The following is a 19,781-nucleotide window of genomic DNA, read 5'->3' as shown; positions in this document are numbered from 1 at the left end:
CGTCGGCATCCAATCACGGTGCCCGGGGCGCGGCCCGTGGAATCCGCGGCCGGTGCCCGGCGTTGCGCCGGGTATGACGACTCCTGCTGCCGACGGCCGTGCCCGCATCGACATCTGGTTCGACCCGCTGTGCCCCTGGGCGTGGCTGACCTCCCGCTGGGTGCTGGAGGTGGAGAAGGTGCGCGACGTCGACGTCACCTGGCACGTCATGAGCCTGTCCGTGCTGAACGAGGGCCGTGAGCTGCCCGAGCAGTACGTCGAGCTCATGTCGAAGGGCTGGGGCCCGGTGCGCGTGTGCATCGCCGCCGCCGAGCTGAAGGGCCCGGAGATCCTGGCGCCGCTCTACACCGCGCTCGGCGAGCGCATCCACAACCAGGGCAACAAGGACTTCGACGACGTCGTCGCGGGCGCGCTGAAGGAGCTCGGCCTGCCGGAGTCGCTGGCCGAGGCCGCGCACTCCACCGAGTACGACGAGAAGCTGCGCGCCAGCCACCACGAGGGCATGGACCCGGTGGGTCTGGACGTCGGTACCCCGACCATCCACGTCGACGGCGTGGCGTTCTTCGGGCCGGTGATCTCCCGGGTCCCGAAGGGCGAGGACGCCGGCCGCCTGTTCGACGGCGCCCGGCTGCTGGCCGAGAACCCGCACTTCTTCGAGCTCAAGCGCACCCGCACCGAGGACCCGTCCTTCGACTACTGAGCCGGTGACGGCGTGATCGCCGCGATCGAGGGGTCCGGTGCCGGATGGGGCACCGGACCCCTCACCCGTGACGATCACCCGGCGGTGCCGCTCGCGATCGCGAACGGGATCGCCCGTTCGGCCGTGGCGGGCGCCGCGGGGGCGCACAGTGCCCGGCCGTGGACACCTGGTTCTCGCGGCGGACGACGTCGGTGCTCGGAGCGGTGGCGCTGGTCGCCGGGACGCTCGTGGGCGGGCAGCTCGCGGTCGGCTCCGTGCTGGACCGGGGCGCGCTCGCCGACGCGGTGCCCCGGACGTCGCTGAGCCCGTACTCCGACGGCGCGTTCACCGTGCGGGCCGCGGCGGTGGACAGCCGGGTCGACATCGCCGGGGCCGAGGACGGGTCCTACGTGCTCGGCCACACCCCGGCGGGCAGCGACGTGGTCCTCGACCTCGACCTGCTCTCCGGCGACACCGCGCGCCCGTGGTGGGTCCAGCCCGCGACCGGGACGACGCTGGAGCTGGCCCGGCTCGCGAGCTCGGGGATCGCCCGGTTCCCGGCCCCGCAGGGCCCGGACGGGAGCCTCGACTGGGTTCTGGTCGTCGACGACGTCGCCGCCGGGTACGGCGCACCCGACGCCGACGCCGTCGCACGGGCGGTGGGGGAGCGGGTGCGGTCCGCGGCGGCGCGGGCGGGGTCCGGCCGGGGCGGCGGGGCGGACGGCTCCGGCTCGGACGGCTCGGACGGCTCGGACGGCTCGGACGGCTCGGACGGCTCGGACGGCTCGGACGGCTCGGCCGGAGCACCGGACCCGGCGGGGGCCTCCGCCGGGTCCGGCGACGGCCATGGCTCCGGCGGCGACGGCGGCACCGGTGGCGACGGGGGCGGGGGCGACGACGGCTCCGGCAGCGGCTCCCCGTCGGGGTCCGGCGGTTCCGGCCACCCCTCCGGCGGCAGCGCCGGCGACGGCCCGGCCTCGGGATCGGAGCCGGAGGACCGCGACTTCCGCGGTTCCGGCGGCGGCGGAGCCCCTCCCGGCGGGAACGGTGGATCGTCCGATGGCGACGACTCCGCCGAGGACGGCAGCGGCGGCTCCGGTGGCGACCGGTCCGGCGGCGACGAGGGCCGCGGTGACAGGGGCGACAGGGGCGACAAGGGCGACGGGGGAGACGAGAACCGCGGGGACGAGCCGGACGAGGACCGCGGGAACGGGAGCGGCGGGGGAGAGGCCGACGCCCCGGCCCCCGCGGCCCCCGCCCCGAAGCCGGAGACGAAGAAGGAGCCGGCGCCGTCGTCGTCGGCGAAGGCGGCCGACGGCACCTGGGACGAGCTGGCGCAGTGCGAGTCCTCCGGCGACTGGTCCATCTCGACCGGGAACGGCTACCACGGTGGTCTGCAGTTCGACAAGGGCACCTGGAGCGACTTCGGCGGCACGACGTACGCCCCCACCGCCGACGGCGCCACGAAGGAGCAGCAGATCGAGATCGCGACCAAGGTCCGCGACGCCCGCGGCGGTTACGGATCGTGGCCGGCATGTGCCAACAAGTTGGGCCTTCCGAGGTGATCGGTGGTCCTGTGGTGTGGCGTACGGTCGCTGGCTGCGCGACCGGTGGTCGCGTAGGGTCCGTGGTCCCTCTCCCGGTCGTTCGCAGCACCTGCCCTGCCGACGGCGGCCCGGCCTCGATTCCCTACCCTTGGACCTCATGAGTTCGCCCACCCCCGACGCCCACCGGATCGGGAACCGCTACCGGCTCGACGAGCGGATCGGTGCCGGTGCGATGGGTGCCGTGTGGCGGGGGACGGACGAGCTGCTGAACCGCACGGTGGCCGTCAAGGAACTGCTCGCGGCGGCCCTGCCGTCCGACGAGCAGCTGGAGGAGTCCCGCCAGCGGATCCTGCGCGAGGGCCGGATCGGCGCCCGCCTGCAGCACGCGCACGTGATCAGCATGTTCGACGTCGTCGTCCACGACGACCGTCCGTGGCTGGTCATGGAGTACCTGCCGTCGCGCTCGCTGGCCGCGGTGCTCGCCGAGAAGGGGCCGATCCCGCCGCGGGAGGCCGCCGCGATCGGCCGTCAGGTCGCCGACGGGCTGGCCGCCGCGCACACCGCGGGCGTCGTGCACCGGGACATCAAGCCGGGCAACGTCCTGATCGCCGAGGACGGCCGGGCCAAGATCACCGACTTCGGCGTGTCGCGCGCCGTCGACGACGTGCAGCTCACCCGTACCGGCGTCATCGCCGGCACCCCGGCCTTCCTGGCCCCGGAGGTCGCCCGAGGCCAGGAGCCGACGGCCGCCTCGGACGTCTTCGCGCTCGGCGCGATGCTCTACGCCTCGGTCGAGGGCGAGCCGCCGTTCGGCCTCGACGACAACGCCTACGCCCTGCTGCACAAGGTCGCCACCGGCGCGATCACCCCGCCGCAGGATGCGGGCCCGCTGACCGCGCTGCTGATGCGCCTGCTCGCCAACGACCCCGCCGAGCGGCCCAGCTCCGCCCAGGCCCGCGAGGCGCTCGCCCGGATCGCCGCGGGCCAGTCCGTCGCCGGTCTCGCGACGCCGTCGACGGCGACCGCGGTGATGGACACCGGCGACGGCGCGGGTGCGTCCGACGGGCGCGAGGCGCAGGGCGGCGGGACCGTCGTCGACGCGCCGGCCGTGCCCGCACCGCAGGTCATCCCCGGCCCCGGCGGCCGTGGTGGCCGACGGGGCGGTGCCACCCGCTCCCGGGACGGGCGGGGTCGTCGCACCCCGGTCGTGCTGGGCGCGGTGGCCGTGCTGCTCGTCGTCGGTGGCGGTGTCGCGTTCGGCGTCTACTCGACCAGCCGGCAGCAGGACGCCCCGCCGGTGATCGCCGCCCCGCCGACGAGCGGGTCGCCGACGCCGAGCGCGGCCCCGACGACCACGCCCGCGCCGACGACCACCGCGACGCCGACACCGACCACCGGCACCGGGCAGGTGCAGGACCCGGTGTCGTTCGTGCAGAACTACTACCGGATGCTGCCCGGCGACATCGACGGCGCGTTCGCGATGCTCAGCCCGCAGGCGCAGGCCCAGAGCCAGGGCATCCAGGGTTTCCGGACCTTCTACAGCACCGTGCGGAACGTCTACGCCGAGAACCTGCGCAACGCCGGCCCGAACACGGTCACCGCGACCGTCGTGTTCATGCGCAACGACGGCACGACGACCCGGGAGAACTACCGGTTCGTCGTCGGCACCGACAGCGAGGGCCAGGAGATCCTGCAGTCGTTCAGCACGGCCTGACCGTCCCGACCGGTCAGTCGGGGCGCAGCGACGTCACGACGTCCGTGGTCGCGGCGACGATCTGCCGCTGTGCGGTCGCCCGGTCCACGCCCGCCTCGCCGTCGCCGGTCTGCGGGCCGTAGTCGCCGAAGTAGGCGTGCACCCCTCCGTCGACGACGACGAAGCGGGTCCCCGCGGGCAGCTGCGCCCAGGAGTCCGCGATCGCGTCCGGTGTGGCCAGCGCGTCGCGGGAGCCGGACACCGACAGGGCCGCGACCGGCGCCCCCGACACGTCGGCGGCCGGGTAGGACGCCCACAGCACCAGCCCACGCACCCCGGGCACGTCCAGCGCCCGCGCGGCCGCCACGCCGCCGAGGGAGTGCCCGCCGACCGCCCAGGTACGGATCTCGGGCGCCGAGCCGACCGCCCGGCCGACGGCCCCCGGATCGGCCGGCGCGACGCCCAGCGGCGGCGCGGTCACGATCACGCGCACCCCCTGCTCGGCCAGCGGGCGCAGCAGCGCCAGGTAGGCCCGCGGGTCGACCAGCGCCCCGGGGACGAACACCAGGCCCCGGCCGGACGGCGCGGTCGGGCGCAGCTCCCACGTCGTCGCGGTGTGCACCACCGCGACCCGGTCCGACGGCGTGGTCGCGGCGAGCGCGGTCTCGTCGGCCGCGTAGGGACGCAGCCACAGCACGGCGGCGACCAGCGCGACCAGCAGCACCGCACCGGCGGCCCGCCCGGTCGTCCGCAGCCGTCCGGGCCGCGCCGGGCGCCCCGAGCGCACCACCAGGACCAGCCCCACCAGGGCGACGACGGCGAGCAGCACCGGGTAGGCCGGGTGCCCGGCGAGCAGCACCGGGCCCGCGACGACGACGATCCCCACCACGACGACCACGGCCACGATCCCGACCAGCGCCCGCACCGCGACCGCCCACCCGGGCCGGGGCGCCCGGTCAGCCACGGGCCACCGTCGCGGTCACGAACTCCACGATGCGGGCGTTCGCCGCGGCCCGGGTGTGCCGGTCGTGCACCTCGTGGCCCTCGTCGGGGATGCGCAGCAGCTCCACCGGCGCACCGCGCCCGGCCAGCGCCGCGTGGATCGCGAGTGCCTGCGCCAGCGGGACGTTCGTGTCGTGCTCGCCGTGCACGACCAGCAGCGGTGCGGCGATACGGTCCGCCGCGCGCAGCGGGGACAGCTCCTCCAGCAGCGCGCGGTCCCGGTGCGGGTGTCCGTACTCGGTGGTCGCGGGCCCGCTGATCCACGGCTCGGAGTCGGCGTAGAAGGCGGTCATGTCGGACATGCCGCACACGTCGACGCCGGCCGCGAACAGCTCCGGGAACCGGGTCAGCGCGGCCAGGGTGAGGAACCCGCCGTAGGACCGGCCGCCGACGACGATCCGGCGCGGGTCGACGTCGGGCACCCCCGCCAGCAGCCGGGTCGCGGCCCGCACGTCGGCGATCGAGCCCGGCCGCAGCGGGCCGTCGTCGAGCCGGGCGAAGGCCCGCCCGCGACCGGACGACCCGCGCACGTTCGGCGTGAGCACGGTGACCCCGGCGGCGACCAGGCCGTGCAGCAGCGGCGCCCAGCCGGGCCGCTCCTCGGACTCGGGCCCGCCGTGCAGCCACACGAACCCCACCCCCGTCGGCGACGACGGCCGGTGCAGCCATCCGGCCAGCCGCAGCCCGTCCTCGGCCGGGAAGCCGACCGCCTCCGGGCGCGGGGGCCGCGGCGTCACCGGGGTGCCGCCGAGCAGCGGTGTGGCCGGGCGCGCGTCGAGCGGCATCCGCACCACGTACGGCGCCACCCCCGGCGCGTGCCCCGCCACCAGCAGTGACACGCCGTCGCGGGCGAAGGCCACCCCGGTGACGACGTCGCACGGCGCGGGCAGCCGCTCCGGCCTGCCGCCACGCAGGTCGGCGATCTCGACCTGGCTGCGCCCCCCGACGTTCCACACCAGCGCGGCCCGCGGACCACCCGGGTCCAGCGCCACGACCTCCAGGTCGGCGCCGGGCCGGACGGCGACCGGGCGGGCGGGGGACAGGCGGTGCTCGCCCGCGGGGCCGAGCGCGACGGCGAGCAGCGCGGTGTGCTCGCGGTCGGCGTCGGTGTGCACCCAGAGCGTGCCGGGGGCGCTGCCGAAGCGGGCGGCCGCGGTGAGCGCCCCGCCGGGCCCGCCGATCACCCGGTCCCGCGTGCCGCGGTGCAGGTCGACCAGCTCCAGGGCGCGCTCCCCGCGGCGGCCGGTGCGCAGCACGACCCGTCGTCCGTCGGCCGACACCGCCTGGACGACGGCCGACTGCCCGGACCCGAGCACGGTGGAGGAGCCGTCGCGCACGTCGACCAGGCAGGCGGTGCCGTCGCCCGGTTCGGCGCCGCGCGGGGTCGCGTCGGACAGCACGGTGACGCCCAGCGACCGCCCGCTCGGTGCCCACGCGCCCAGCACGACGGCGGTGGCGTGGGTCGCGATCCCGACGGCGGGCCCGCCGTCGGGGTCCAGCAGCGCCACCCGGGTGCGGTCGCCGCCGCACGGGGCGACCTGCACCGCGATCCGGCTGCCGTCGGGGGACCAGGACAGCGCGGTCACGTCGGCGTGCGGGCCGGGGGCCTCCAGTACCCGCGCCCCGTCCGGGTCGACCGGTCCGTCCGCCGGCAGCGCCGCGACGTGCACCCGCGGGCGCCCGGTGCGGTCGGAGATCCAGGCGATGCGGGTGCCGTCGGGGGACACCGCGGGCGAATGGTGCCCGGGTCCGGCCCCGACGGAGGACACGGGCGCCGTGTCCGGGGCGGGTGTGCCCTCCCGCACGGACCTCACCCGTCACCACCCCCGTTCGTGCCGCTGCGGACCGCGGACGCGGGCACGGGACACCGGTGCACGCCCCCGGCGGGGTGGCGCCCCGGCCCCCGGTGCCCGGCCGGAACGAGAAGATACCGGCCGGGCGGCGTGGCCCCGGCGTCCGGGACCGGCCCCGCATCAGAGGTGTGGCCGTCGATCCGGATCCCGCCCACGACGCCGCACATGGGACCACCTCACGTGGATCGTGGTCCCGCCGCAAGACCCGACACGTTTCCGGGGGGTGACAACCGTCGCGATCAGCAGGGGACGACCCGGACGTCGACGATCCGCCGGTCGGTGACCCGGACCTCGTGCACCGGGCCGACCAGCTCGACGGCGCCGTGCAGCACCGGGTCGGTGCAGGAGGTACCGACGAACAGCTCGACGGCGCCCGGCTCGACGACGTGGCACATCCTGCGGTCGTGCAGCGCGAGCCGGCGGGCCGGCACGTCGAACACGACGTCGGCGGCGGCGCCGGGCTCGAGCGGGACCCGTGCGTACCCGAGCAGCGCGCGCTGTGGCCGGGTGACCGAGGCGACGGTGTCGGTGCCGTAGAGCTGGACGACGTCGGCGCCCGCGCGGTCACCGTCGTTGCGGACCCGGCAGGTCACGGTGAAGGCTCCGTCGGTGGGTACCCGTGCCCGGTCGATCCGCAGGTCGGAGTGGCTGAACCGGGTGTAGCTCAGCCCGAACCCGAACGGCCGTACCGGTGCGGTGTCGATCGCGGTCACCGGGCTCGCCGCGCCGAGCCGGGGGTGCAGGTAGGAGTACGGCTGCGCCCCCGCCGACCGGGGCAGGCTCACCGGGAGCCGCCCGGACGGGTTGATCCGGCCCGACAGCACGCCTGCCACCGCGCCCGCGCCCTCCTGACCGGGGAAGAACGCCTGCACCACGGCCGCGCACCGGGCCAGCGCCCAGTCCAGCACGTAGGGACGGCCGGTCAGCAGCACGAGCACCACCGGTGTGCCGCCGTCCAGCACGGCCTCGACGAACTCCCGCTGCACCCCCGGCAGCTCCAGGGTGTCGGTGTCGCAGCCCTCGCCGGAGGTGCCACGGCCGAACAGCCCGGCGCGGTCACCGGCCACGACGACGGCCAGGTCGGAGCCCGCCGCGGCCCGCACCGCCGCGTCGAAGCCCGACCGGTCGGACGTGTCGACGTCGCACCCCCGCACGTGGACCAGCTCGGCGTCCGGCCGCTCACGGCGCAGGGCGTCGAGCACGGTCGGTACGTCCAGGCCGAGCTCCGTGCCCGGGTGCTGGGGCAGGACGTGGTTGGCGAAGCTGTAGCAGCCCATCAGCGCGGCCGGGTCGTCGGCGTTCGGGCCGAGGACGGCGATCCGGCGGGTGCCGGGCGCGAGCGGCAGGACGCCGTCGTCGTGCAGCAGCACGACCGACTGCTCCGCCAGCCGCGCGGCGATCGCCCGGTGCTCCGGCGGGTCGAGGTCGACCGGGGCCGCGGCGCGTGCGGCGGCCTGCTCCGCGGCGCGGGCCGCGGCGCCGTCGTCGAGCAGCCCGAGGTGGGCCTTCTGCTCCAGCACCCGCAGCACGGCCCGGTCGACGACGTGCTCGGGCAGCCCGCCCGAGCGGACCCGCTCGGCCAGCGGCTCCAGGTACGCGGTGCCGGTGGGCAGCTCCACGTCGATCCCCGCGACCAGGGCCTGCTCCGCGGCGGCACCGAGGTCGCCCGCGGTCCCGTGCAGGGTGTGCAGGAACGCGATGGAGAAGTAGTCGGCGACCACGGTGCCCGTGAATCCCCACCGGTCACGCAGCACCCCGGTGAGCAGTCCGGCGTCGGCCGCCACGGGGAGCCCGTCGACCTCGGCGTAGGAGTTCATGACCGAGCCGGCACCGCCGTCGAGCACCGCCATCTCGAACGGCGGCAGCAGCACGTCGGCGAGTTCACGGGGCCCGGCGTGCACCGGGGCGAGGTTGCGCCCGGACTGCGAGGCGGAGTACCCGACGAAGTGCTTCAGCGTCGCGACGACCCCGGCGGACTGCAGCCCGCGCACGTAGGCCGTGCCGATCGTGCCGACGAGGTAGGGATCCTCCCCGATGCACTCCTCGACCCGGCCCCAGCGGGCGTCGCGGACGACGTCGAGCACCGGGGCGAGGCCCTGGTGCACCCCGAGACCGGCCATCGTCGTCCCGATCGCGGCCGCCATCTCCTCGACGAGGCCCGGGTCGAACGCCGCGCCCCAGCTCGGTGGCGCCGGGAACGTCGTCGCCCGCCAGGCGGCGAGCCCGGTCAGGCACTCCTCGTGCACCAGCGCCGGGATCCGCAGCCGGGTCACGGTGCCCAGCCTGCGCTGCCGGTCGGCGAGGTGGGTCAGGCCGTCGGCGGGCTCCACCGGGGCGGTGCCGAACACCCGGGTGAGCTGGCCGAGGCCGTCGCGGGCGAAGGAGTCGAAGCCCGCGTGGCCGGACTGCATCGAGTCCTGCATCGGCGCGACGTCGCCGTCGGTGTCGGTGTCGGCGGCGTGGTCACGCCCCTCCCACAGCCCGACGAGCTGGGCGAGCTTCTCCTCCAGGGTCATCCTGGCGAGCAGGGCGGCGGGGCGCGGGTCGGAACCGGTGGTCGTGGACGGGGACAGATCCGTGCTCATGAGGGCCTTTCACAGGACGGGAGGGGCTCAGCGGCCGGCGCCGGCGGTGAGGCCGGCGAGCAGGAAGCGGCGCCCGAGCAGGTAGACGACGAGCAACGGCAGCAGCGAGAGCAGCACCGCGGCGGTGATGAGCGGGACGTTCGTGCCGTACTGGCCCTGGAAGTCCCACAGCCCCAGCGTCAGCACGCGCACCGAGGCGTCCTGGGTCAGGACCAGCGGGAACAGGAACCCGTTCCACGCCTGCAGCGCGGTGAAGATGCCGATCGTCGCGAGCCCGGGCCGGGCCAGCGGCAGCACGAGTGACACCAGCACCCGTCCGGGGCCCGCCCCGTCGAGCACCGCGGCCTCGAACAGCTCGCCCGGGATGTCGCGCAGGCTCGAGGACAGCACGACCACGGCGAGCGGCAGGGCGAACGCCGCCGTCGGCAGGATGATCGCGAGCAGGGTGTCGTAGAGCCGCAGCTGGGTGACCATCAGGTACAGCGGGACGATCACGGCCTGGGCGGGCACGGCGAGCCCGAGCAGCAGGACGGTGAAGCCGCGGGCGACCCAGCGGCTGCGGCTGCGGACGATCGCGTACGCCGCGGGCAGGGCCAGGACGAGCACGATCGCGACGCAGGCCGCCGCGACCAGGACGTTGTTGAGGAAGTAGCGCGGGAAGTTCGAGGACAGCACCTCGAGGTAGTTGTCGGTCGTCAGGCCCGACGGCACCGCGAGCGGTCCGTCGGAGAGGTAGTCCGACGACGCCCGGAAACTGGTGACGAGCAGGAAGTACAGCGGGACGGCGACCACGACGAACCAGACGCCCGCCCCGAGGCCCCCCACGAGGTTCGGACGGGCGCGGCGGACCCGGCCCGGCCGCGGCGGGCCCGCGGGCGCGGGGGGTGCGTCCCGCCCGGGCGCGGGACCGGTGGTGGTGGTGGTGGCGGACATCGTGCTCACATCCCCTCCCGTTGGCTGGTCATCCGGCGGTAGCCGGTCACCCGGGCGATCACCAGCGAGAGCGTGGTGCCCAGCACCAGCAGCACGACGGCCAGCGCGCTCGCGTAGCCCATGTCGAAGCTGCGGAACCCCTCCAGGTACATGTGCAGCGGGAGGATCCGGGAGGCGGTGCCGGGCCCGCCGCCGGTCAGGATCAGCACGACCTCGAACGTCGTCATCGAGCCGACCACGATCAGCACGCCGGAGGTGATGATCGTGTCCCGCAGCTGCGGGACGGTGATCGAGACGAAGGTCCGCCAGCGTCCGGCACCGTCGATCAGGGCCGCTTCGTAGAGCTGCGCCGGGATCGCCCGGGCCGCGGCCTGGTAGAGCAGGGTGTGGAACGGCATGTACTGCCAGGCGATCACCGCGATCACCGCGGCGAAGGCGTACCGGTTGCTGCCGATGATGTTGCCGTCCTCGATGCCGACCAGCGGGCCGAGCACCGACGCCAGGCCGAAGTTGGGGTCGAACAGGGTGCCCCACAGCACCGCGATGGCGGCGCTGGACATCAGCAGCGGCACGAAGAACAGCGCCGCCAGCACGGCCCGCGACCGGCCGCGGCCGGCGAGCCAGACCCCCAGCGGCAGCGCGACGGCGGTCTGCACCACCCAGGAGACCCCGGTCAGGACGAACGACAGCTGCAGCGACTCGGTGAACAGCGGGTCCGACCCGAGCCGGACCCAGTTGTCGAGCCCGGTCCACCGCGGCGCGGACAGGCCGTCGTAGGCGGTGAAGCTGAGGACGACGACGGCGAGCATCGGCAGCAGCGCGAAGAGCGCGAAGAAGGCCAGGGCGGGGGCGGCCCAGACGAACCCGGGCCGCCCCGACCCGGTCACCGACGTGGTGCTCATCGGCCTGCGCTGTCCATCGCCTCGGCGAACTGCTGCGGCGTCAGCTCCTTGGTGAAGACCTTGGAGAGGTTGGTCAGCATGGTCTGCGCCTCGGCGGCGGGCAGCGCCTGGTCCCAGGACTGGACGAACGTCGCGGCGTTCTTCGTCTGGTCGTAGGTGTAGGTGTTGAAGTCCGCGAACGGCCCGGCCGAGGCGACCTGCTGCTCGATCCCGGTCAGGGCGGGGACCTGCCCCTTCTCCAGCATGCCCTGCACGTACTGCGGGTCGGTCATCTGCGTGAGCAGGAAGTCGGTCGCCGCCGGGACGTCGGCCGACCGCGCGCTGACCGAGTAGTAGTTCGACGGGTTGCCGATCACGGTGCTGGGGTCGCCCGCGCCGCCCTCGACGGCCGGGAACGGCGCCCAGCCGAGCTTGCCCTGCTCCAGGAAGTCGGGGAAGTTGTCGTTGAGGCTGGTGACCTGCCAGGACCCCATCAGCTCCATCGCCGCGCGACCGCTCGTCAGCAGCGCCTGCGAGGCCTGGTTGTCGTAGTCGACGGCGGTGAAGTTGGTGCCGAACGCACCGCGGTCCACCAGGTCCTGGACCATCGTCATCGCCTGCACCACGGCCGGGTCACGCCAGGCGCCGGGCTTGCCGTCGGCGATGGCCTGGAACTTCTCCGAGCCGCCGACCCGGTCGAGCAGGTACTCCGGGTACATCATCTCGGTCCACGACTGGGCCCCGGCGAGCGCGATCGGCTGCACCCCGGCGGCCTCGAGCCGGTCGACGGTGTCGAGGAAGCCCTGCCAGGTGGTCGGGAACTCGGTGATGCCCGCCTGCGCGAACACGTCCTTGTTGTAGAAGAACGACAGCGGCTGCACGCCCTGCATGGGGATGCCGTAGACCTTGCCGTCGATCGTGCCGGTCTCCAGCACCTGCGGGAGGAAGGCCTGCTTGACCTCCGGCCGGGCGTCGAGCGCGGCGGTCAGGTCGGCGGCCTGCCCGGCGTCGGCGTAGCCCTTCAGGTTGCCCCCGCCCCAGTTGTAGAAGACGTCCGGTCCGTTCGGGGAACCGATGGCGGTCTGCAGGGCGGACTTGTAGGGGTCGTTGAGGTAGGTGGTCAGGTCGATCTGCGGGCCACCGGTGTCGTTGAAGCGGTCCACGGCGGCCTGCTGGACGGAGTTGATCCCCTCGTTCTGCAGGGTCCAGAGGGTGAGTTGGCCGGCCTCGCCGCCGGCCTGTGGACCGGCGGTACCCCCGCAGGCGGCGACGGCGGCGAGGCCGGTGGCGAGTGCCGCCGCGAGGACGGTCCGACGGACGCGTGACCAGGTCGACATGGGCTCTCCCTTGAGCAGTCGATCGAAAGTTTCCGAGACTTGCGAACGCGATGAACGCAAGTTAGAGCGCTCGTACGGGGGCGTCAAGGTGCGATGTGTCGACGACGATCTTTGAAACTTTCGATAAGGTGCGGGCGTGAAACGCAGCCGTGTGACGATCGCCGAGGTCGCCGAACAGGCGGGTGTCTCTGTCCCGACCGTCTCGAAGGTCCTCAACGGGCGGGCCGACGTCGCCCGGTCCACCCGCGAGCTGGTGCAGCAGGTCGTGGCCGAGAGCGGCTACCGCCGTCGCGGCGGGGCGTCGCGACGCCGGACCGGGCTGGTCGACGTGGTCGTCGACCGCCTCGACTCGTTCTGGGCGATGGAGGTGCTGCGGGGCGCCGAGGCCGAGGCCCGGCGCACCGACCGGCAGGTCGTGCTCAACACCACCGGCTACGACGACCCCGGCTCGCGGGCCTGGCTCGACCGGATCGCCGGGCGGGGCAGCGACGGTGTCGTGGTGGTCGTCGGCGACCGTGACCCGGAGACCTCCGACCGGCTGGCCGCCCTCGAGGCGCCGGTGGTCCTGCTGGACCCGGTGGGTGACGCCCCGCCCTCGTTCCCCACGGTCGGGGCGACCAACTGGGCCGGCGGGCTGGCCGCGACCGAACACCTGGTGACGCTGGGGCACCGGCGGATCGGCATCGTCTCCGGGCCGCCACGGCTGAGCTCCAGCCAGCAGCGGGTGGACGGCTACCGGGCGGCGCTGCGGCGCGCCGGTATGGAGGCCCACGAGGAGCTCGTGCGCCACGGGGACTTCCTCGTCGGGGGCGGGCGGGCCGGGGCCGCGGCCCTGCTGGACCTGCGCGACCCGCCCACCGCCGTCTTCGCCGGGTCGGACATGCAGGCGGTCGGGGTGTACCAGGAGGCCGACCGTCGTGGCCTGCGGGTGCCGGAGGACCTGTCGGTGGTGGGGTTCGACGACATCACCGTCTGCGAGTACCTGAGCCCCCCGCTCACCACGGTGCGCCAGCCGCTGGCCCGGATGGCGGGGGAGTCCGTGCGGCTGGCACTGGACGAGCCGCGGGCCGACGTCACCGGAGCCGCGGCCCGCCTGGAGCTGGCCACCGAGCTCGTCGTCCGCGCCAGTACGGCCGTCCCCGGCGGCTGAGCCGCGCCGTCGCGTCACGGCGCCGGGTCGCCGGTGATCCAGGCCCACGGGTCGGCGATCACCGGGGCCAGCGCGGCCCGTCCGGCGCCGCGCAGGGCCGCGTCGGCGCCGAGCACGGACGGGACGACCCGGTCCGCCGGGATGCCGTGCCGGTGCAGCTCGGCGGTCACGGCGGCGACGAACGCCGGTCCGGCGGCGGCGAACCGGCCGCCCAGCACCACGCGGTCCGGGTCGGTGGGGGCGGTGAACCCGGCGAGGACGCGCCCGAGCAGCCTGCCCGATCGGCGCGGGTCGGGCTGCACCTCGGGTCGGGTCTCGACGGCCAGACAGCCGCGCCGGCCGCACGGGCACGCGGTGCCGCCCGGGCGGGCGACGAGGTGCCCGAACCGGGTCGCGGCGCGGCCCTGGGACCGCCGGTCGCGCACCAGGGTCACGCCGATCTCGCTGCGCCCGCCGATGTGCACCGTCGTCGTGCCCGGCGGTCCGGTGTCCGGTTCGGCCTCCGCGGCCAGTGCGGCGCCGCAGCGGACCGCCAGTGCGATCCCGCCCGCTCCGAGCTGCTCGGCCTCGGCCGCGACCAGCGTGCCGATCGCGGCCGCGTCCCAGCCCAGCGCCGGAGAGGTCACCGCCGTGGTGGCGGCGGAGCCGGACACGACACCGGGCACCGCCAGCACGATCCCGGCAGCGGGCCGGTCCCCGCCGGCCGCGGCGATCAGGAGCTCACGCAGGACCGGTGCCAGGGCGCGGGCGGCCCGCTGCGGCGGGGTCCCGGTGATCGCGGCCGGGTGCCATCGGCGGGCCCCGGCCCGGCCGGACAGGTCGACCAGGCAACCGCCGACGCCGTCCTGTTCGATCTGCAGGGCGACGCCGACCGGTCCGGCCGGGTCGGGGACCAGACGGCGGCCGGGGCGTCCCGAGGTGCCGCCCGGGCCGGCGCCGATGTCGCGGACGAGGCCGCCGGCGAGCAGCTCCGCGATGAGCCCGGAGACCGTCGACCGGGTCAGTCCGGTCGCCGCGGCGATGCCGGCGCGGCTGATCGCGGACCCGTGGACCACCTCGCCCAGCACCAGGCCCAGGTGGTGTCGCCGCAGGTCACCGGCGGCGATCCGGCTGCTCGCGTCCATGCGTGCTCCGGTCTTAGTTCGTACGTAAGACGAACAAACTCTAGGCGTGTGGCCGCTCGTGGGCCAGGGTCGGAGGGGCCGGCAGCGGAGCCGGTTCCCAGCGAGAGGACGACGATCATGGCCGAGGTCGCCTACCGGGCCGCGTCGCGTGTCTATCCGGGGCCGCCCCCGGTGCGCGCGGTCGACCGGCTCGACCTGGACATCGCCGACGGGGAGTTCCTGGTGCTCGTCGGCCCGTCCGGGTCCGGCAAGTCGACGGCACTGCGGATGCTCGCCGGGCTGGAGGACGTCGACGAGGGCGGCATCGAGATCGGGGGCCGCGAGGTGTCCGGCGTCGCGCCCAAGGAACGCGACATCGCGATGGTGTTCCAGAACTACGCGCTCTACCCGCACATGACCGTCGCGGAGAACATGGGCTTCGCCCTGCGGCTGCAGAAGGTCGGGAAGAGCGAGCTCACCCGGCGGGTCCGTGCGGCCGCCGAGCTGCTCGACCTCACGCCCTACCTCGACCGCAGGCCGAAGGCGCTCTCCGGTGGCCAGCGCCAGCGCGTCGCGATGGGCCGCGCCATCGTCCGCGAGCCCGCGGTGTTCCTCATGGACGAACCGCTGTCCAACCTGGACGCCAAGCTGCGGGTGGAGACCCGTGCGCACATCGCCGCCCTGCAGCAGCGGCTCGGCACCACGACCGTCTACGTCACCCACGACCAGGTCGAGGCCATGACGATGGGGCACCGCGTCGCGGTGCTGCGCGACGGTCTGCTGGAGCAGTGCGCCGCGCCTCGCGAGCTCTACGACCGCCCCGCCACCGCCTTCGTCGCCGGGTTCATCGGCTCGCCCGCGATGAACCTGCGTACCGCGGTGCTCACCCCCGATGGCGCCGACCTGGCCGGTGCCGCCGTCGCGCTGCCACGGGACGTGCTGGCCGACGCGGCGGGGGCCGGGCTGTCGGAGGTCCTGCTCGGGGTCCGCCCGGAGGGCCTGCGCCCGGCCGACGACGCCGAGCCCGCCCTGGAGCTCACCGTCGAGCTCGCCGAGGAGCTGGGGTCGGACACCTTCGTGCACGGCCGGGTCGGTGCCGACGCGCAGCGGTTCGTCGTCCGGCTCGACGGCGGGGCGGGACCGGCCGTCGGTTCCCGGCTCCGGGTCGCGGCCCGTGAGGGCCGCACGGTGCACGCGTTCGACCCGGCGAGCGGCCGGCGGCTCGGCGGATGACCACGTATCTGCCCGAGGGGCTCGTGCTCGGCGCCGCCACCGCCGCTTACCAGATCGAAGGGGCGGTCGCCGAGGGCGGACGCACCCGCAGCATCTGGGACACCTTCGCCCACACCCCTGGTCGGACCGCGGACGGCGAGACCGGCGACGTCGCGGCCGACCACTACCACCGGGTCCACGAGGACGTGGCGCTCATGCGCGAGCTGGGCCTGCAGTCCTACCGCTTCTCCGTCAGCTGGAACCGGGTGACCCCGCAGGTCGGGCCGGACGGCCTCGGACCCGTGTCGGCCCAGGGGCTCGCCTTCTACTCGGAGCTGGTCGACGCGCTGCGGGCCGCGGGGATCGCCCCGGTGCTCACGCTCTACCACTGGGACCTGCCCCAGGCCCTGGAGGACGCCGGTGGCTGGGCGGCACGGGCGACGGCGTACCGCTTCGCCGAGTACGCGGCCGTCGTCGCCGCCGCGCTGGGTGACCGGGTGGAGCTGTTCACGACGCTCAACGAGCCGTGGTGCAGCGCCTTCCTCGGCTACGCGGCCGGGGTGCACGCACCCGGTCGTACCGAGCCCGCCGCGGCACTGGCCGCGGTGCACCACCTCAACCTCGCCCACGGGCTCGCCACCACGGCGATCCGGGAGCTGCTCCCCGGCGCCCGGATCGCCGTCAGCCTCAACCTCGCCTGGGTGCTGCCGCAGACCGGGTCCGACGCCGACCGCGACGCCGCCCGCCGGGTCGACGGCCTGCAGAACCGGCTGTTCACCGGCCCGATGCTCGACGGCGGCTACCCGGCCGACGTCCTCACCGACACCGCCGGGGTCACCGACTGGTCGTTCGTCCTGCCCGGCGACGAGCGGCTGGTGCACGCCCCGCCGGACGTGCTGGGGGTCAACTACTACACGCCGACCGTCGTGCGGCACTGGACGCGCGAGCGGCCGAAGGAGACCGCCGACGGGCACGGCGACGGCGCCGCCACCCCGTGGGTCGCCTGCGAGGACGTCGAGTTCCCGCGGCCCGCCGGTCCGCTCACCGACATGGGCTGGGGGGTCGACGCCCGGGGCCTGGGCGCGTTGCTGCGCCGGCTCGCCGCCGAGCATCCCGGCCTGGACCTGGTGGTCACCGAGAACGGCGCCGCCTATCCCGACGTCCCCGCCGCCGACGGTGCGGTGCAGGACCACGACCGCGTCGCCTACCTGCACGACCACCTCGCCGAGACCGCCCGGGCCGCGGCCGACGGCCTGCCGGTCCGCGGCTACTACGTCTGGTCACTGCTCGACAACTTCGAGTGGGCCCGCGGCTACGCGATGCGCTTCGGCATCGTCGCCGTGGACCCGGTGACCCACGCCCGTACCCCCAAGCTCAGTGCCCGGTTCTACGCCGGCGTCCTGTCCACCGGCTCGCTGCCGGACCGTCCCGCACCCCCGTCCCAGGAGTCCCGCCCCATGTCCGTTCCCGCCCCCACCCCCGCCGACCGGTTCTCCTTCGGACTGTGGACCGTCGGCTGGACCGCGGCCGACCCGTTCGGCTCGCCCACCCGCCCCGAGCTCGACGTCGTCGAGGCCGTCGAGGAGCTCGCCGCGCGCGGCGCCTGGGGTCTCACCTTCCACGACGACGACCTGTTCGGCTTCGCGCCGGACCCGGCCCACCGGGACCGGCAGATCGCACGGCTGCGGAAGGCGTGCGAGGCGACCGGCATGACCGTTCCGATGATCACCACGAACCTGTTCTCGCACCCGGTGTTCAAGGACGGCGGGTTCACCTCCAACGACCGGACCGTGCGGCGCCTCGCGCTGCGCAAGGTGCTGCACAACGTCGAGCTGGCCGCGGAGCTCGGTGCCCGCACCTTCGTGCTGTGGGGTGGACGGGAGGGTTCGGAGTTCGACTCCGCCAAGGACGTCCGCGCCGCCCTGGACCGTTACCGCGAGGCCATGGACCTGCTCTGCGGGCACGTCCTGGAGCAGGGGTACGACATCCGGTTCGCGATCGAGCCGAAGCCCAACGAGCCCCGCGGGGACATCCTGCTGCCCACCGTCGGGCACGCGCTGGCCTTCGTCGAGCGCCTCGCCCACCCCGAGCTCGTGGGCGTCAACCCCGAGGTCGGGCACGAGCAGATGGCCGGGCTCAACATGACCCACGGCGTCGCCCAGGCACTGTGGGCCGGGAAGCTGTTCCACATCGACCTGAACGGCCAGCGCGGCATCAAGTACGACCAGGACCTGGTGTTCGGCCACGGTGACCTGCTGAACGCGTTCTCGCTGGTCGACCTGCTCGAGACCGCAGGCTACGACGGGCCACGGCACTTCGACTACAAGCCGGCGCGCACCGAGGACCGGCGCGGGGTGTGGGACAGCGCCGCCGCGAACATGCGCACCTACCTGCTGCTGCGCGAGCGGGCGGCCGCGTTCCGGGCCGACCCCGAGGTCGTCGCCGCGCTCGTCGAGGCCGGGGTGCCCGCACTGTCCGAGCCGACGCTTGGGGCCGGGGAGACCGCGGCGGACCTGTTCGCCGACCCGGCGCTGGACACCGTCGACCCGGACGCGCTGGGCCGTCGCGGGTACGGCTTCGTCCGGCTCCACCAGCTGGCACTGGAACACCTCGCCGGAGCACGATGACCCCGTGCACGACCGACCGGCTCCCCGCCCGCAGGCCCCGCCCGCGCGCTCACCGGCGGTGCGCCGGCACAACCTCGGCCTGCTGCTGGGGGCGCTGCGGGCGGCGCCGTCGTCGCGGGCGTCGCTCGCCGCGGCGACCGGGCTGACCCGCGGCACCGTCGCGGGGCTGCTGGACCCGCTGGTCGCCGCGGGCGTGCTCGCGGAGGGCGAGCCCGACCGCAGCCGGGTCGGCCGGCCCGGCACCCCCCTGGTGTTCGCCGGCAGCGGGCCGGTCGTGCTGGCCGTGTCGGTCGAGGTCGACGGCGTCGACGCGCTGGTCACCGGTCTGGACGGGCAGGTGGTGCACCGGTCGCGCCGGCGCCGCGACCACCGCGGCCTCGACCCGGATGCGGTGTTCGGGCGGGCCGCGCGGACCGCGGCGAACCTGGCCGCGCGCACCGGCCGAACGGTCGCCGGGGCCGGGATCGCCGTCCCCGGACCGGTGCGCGGCTCGGACGGCGCGGCGGTACTGCTGCGGGCCCCGAACCTGCCCCGGCTCGACGGCTGCCGCCCCGCCGAGCACGCCGGTGCGCTCGGTGAGGTGCCGCTGCTCGTCGGCAACGAGGCCTCGCTCGGGGCGCTCGCGCACCTGGGGCAGGCCGACGACTTCGTCTACGTCTCCGCCGACGTGGGGATCGGTGGCGGGATCGTCGTCGACGGGCGGGTGCTGCCCGGTGCCCGCGGCGTCGCCGGGGAGATCGGGCACGTCGTGATCGAGCGCGCCGGGCGGCTCTGCGGCTGCGGCGGCACCGGCTGCGTCGAGGTCTACGCGGGCCTGCCCGCCCTGCTCGGCGACGCGGGCGCCGCCGACGTCGCGGCGCTGCGGACCGCCGCCCGCGCGGGGGACCCGGCCGCGACGGGGGCGCTGGCCCGGGCCGGTGCCGCGCTGGGTACGGCGCTGACGTCGGTACTCCACGTCGTCGACGTCGGCACCGTCGTCCTCGGTGGCAGCTACGCCGAGCTGGGCACCTGGCTGGTCCCCGCGGTGCACGCGGAGCTGGTGCGCCGCGGGGTCGCGACCGGGCCGGACGTCGCCGTGCTCGTGTCCCCGCACGGCCGGGCGGCCACCGTCACCGGGACCGCCCGCGCCGTGGCCGACCGGGTGCTGGGCGAGCCGGACCTGCTGCTCGCCGGCTGAGC

The 19,781-nt window shown here is 75.3% G+C and carries 14 protein-coding genes and 1 pseudogene; 8 read left to right on the top strand and 7 right to left on the bottom strand.

The window, feature by feature from the left end; translation table 11 throughout:
* The first annotated feature begins 73 nt into the window (after nucleotides 1–73).
* The 3 genes from ATL51_RS10400 to ATL51_RS10390 all read left to right on the top strand — a co-directional run bounded on the left by ATL51_RS10400 (nucleotide 74) and on the right by ATL51_RS10390 (nucleotide 3,940).
* Nucleotides 74–700: a mycothiol-dependent nitroreductase Rv2466c family protein gene (locus ATL51_RS10400; protein ID WP_062397035.1), complete on the top strand. Its 627-nt coding sequence runs from the start codon at nucleotides 74–76 to the stop codon at nucleotides 698–700.
* 158 nt (nucleotides 701–858) lie between these two features.
* A complete protein-coding gene (locus ATL51_RS10395; protein ID WP_100878501.1) occupies nucleotides 859–2,244 on the top strand; it encodes a transglycosylase family protein in 1,386 nt (461 codons plus the stop codon).
* Nucleotides 2,245–2,383: 139 nt separating this feature from the next.
* Nucleotides 2,384–3,940, top strand: coding sequence for a serine/threonine-protein kinase (locus ATL51_RS10390; protein WP_100878500.1), 1,557 nt, complete (start codon nucleotides 2,384–2,386; stop codon nucleotides 3,938–3,940).
* Between the two features lie 13 nt (nucleotides 3,941–3,953).
* Here the strand turns inward: ATL51_RS10390 and ATL51_RS10385 are convergent, their stop codons facing one another.
* From ATL51_RS10385 to ATL51_RS10360, 6 genes are all read right to left on the bottom strand, one after another.
* On the bottom strand, nucleotides 3,954–4,883 hold the full coding sequence (locus ATL51_RS10385; RefSeq protein WP_100878499.1) for an alpha/beta hydrolase: 930 nt from the start codon (nucleotides 4,881–4,883) through the stop codon (nucleotides 3,954–3,956).
* Entirely contained in the window at nucleotides 4,876–6,648 is a 1,773-nt protein-coding gene (locus ATL51_RS10380; RefSeq protein ID WP_167409987.1) for a S9 family peptidase, read from the bottom strand. Before ATL51_RS10380 ends, ATL51_RS10385 begins: the two co-directional genes overlap by 8 nt.
* A gap of 365 nt (nucleotides 6,649–7,013) precedes the next feature.
* Nucleotides 7,014–9,359 (bottom strand): beta-xylosidase/alpha-l-arabinosidase, encoded by a 2,346-nt coding sequence (locus ATL51_RS10375; RefSeq protein WP_100878497.1) that lies wholly within the window; start codon nucleotides 9,357–9,359, stop codon nucleotides 7,014–7,016.
* Between the two features lie 27 nt (nucleotides 9,360–9,386).
* On the bottom strand, nucleotides 9,387–10,292 hold the full coding sequence (locus ATL51_RS10370) for a carbohydrate ABC transporter permease (protein ID WP_100880624.1): 906 nt from the start codon (nucleotides 10,290–10,292) through the stop codon (nucleotides 9,387–9,389).
* Between the two features lie 5 nt (nucleotides 10,293–10,297).
* Nucleotides 10,298–11,194 (bottom strand): carbohydrate ABC transporter permease, encoded by an 897-nt coding sequence (locus ATL51_RS10365; RefSeq protein ID WP_100878496.1) that lies wholly within the window; start codon nucleotides 11,192–11,194, stop codon nucleotides 10,298–10,300.
* Nucleotides 11,191–12,510 (bottom strand): extracellular solute-binding protein, encoded by a 1,320-nt coding sequence (locus ATL51_RS10360; RefSeq protein ID WP_100878495.1) that lies wholly within the window; start codon nucleotides 12,508–12,510, stop codon nucleotides 11,191–11,193. Before ATL51_RS10360 ends, ATL51_RS10365 begins: the two co-directional genes overlap by 4 nt.
* Before the next feature lie 136 nt (nucleotides 12,511–12,646).
* Here ATL51_RS10360 and ATL51_RS10355 point away from each other — a divergent pair, with 136 nt between their 5' ends.
* The gene (locus tag ATL51_RS10355) at nucleotides 12,647–13,660 is read left to right on the top strand and encodes a LacI family DNA-binding transcriptional regulator (RefSeq protein WP_100878494.1); all 1,014 of its coding nucleotides are present in this window, start codon (nucleotides 12,647–12,649) and stop codon (nucleotides 13,658–13,660) included.
* 14 nt (nucleotides 13,661–13,674) lie between these two features.
* On the opposite strand, the gene ATL51_RS10350 is transcribed toward ATL51_RS10355, so the two are convergent.
* Nucleotides 13,675–14,784, bottom strand: coding sequence for an ROK family transcriptional regulator (locus ATL51_RS10350; protein ID WP_100878493.1), 1,110 nt, complete (start codon nucleotides 14,782–14,784; stop codon nucleotides 13,675–13,677).
* A gap of 117 nt (nucleotides 14,785–14,901) precedes the next feature.
* Between ATL51_RS10350 and ATL51_RS10345 the strand changes: the two genes are divergently transcribed.
* From ATL51_RS10345 to ATL51_RS10330, 4 genes and pseudogenes are all read left to right on the top strand, one after another.
* Complete coding sequence (locus ATL51_RS10345) at nucleotides 14,902–15,996, top strand: ABC transporter ATP-binding protein (RefSeq protein ID WP_100878492.1); 1,095 nt, start codon at nucleotides 14,902–14,904, stop codon at nucleotides 15,994–15,996.
* Nucleotides 15,993–17,321, top strand: a pseudogene (locus ATL51_RS10340) (GH1 family beta-glucosidase); the annotation flags it as partial. The gene ATL51_RS10345 and the pseudogene ATL51_RS10340, both read left to right, overlap by 4 nt.
* A 111-nt stretch (nucleotides 17,322–17,432) precedes the next feature.
* Nucleotides 17,433–18,602 (top strand): xylose isomerase, encoded by a 1,170-nt coding sequence (gene xylA, locus ATL51_RS10335; protein ID WP_100880623.1) that lies wholly within the window; start codon nucleotides 17,433–17,435, stop codon nucleotides 18,600–18,602.
* Between the two features lie 4 nt (nucleotides 18,603–18,606).
* Complete coding sequence (locus tag ATL51_RS10330) at nucleotides 18,607–19,779, top strand: ROK family protein (protein ID WP_100878491.1); 1,173 nt, start codon at nucleotides 18,607–18,609, stop codon at nucleotides 19,777–19,779.
* Nucleotides 19,780–19,781 lie beyond the last annotated feature (2 nt).

Source organism: Pseudonocardia alni (genome assembly GCF_002813375.1).
In the GTDB taxonomy this organism is placed as follows: domain Bacteria; phylum Actinomycetota; class Actinomycetes; order Mycobacteriales; family Pseudonocardiaceae; genus Pseudonocardia; species Pseudonocardia alni.
Note: the sequence above shows the minus strand (reverse complement) of the source record. Positions and strands in the feature narration are given on the sequence as shown.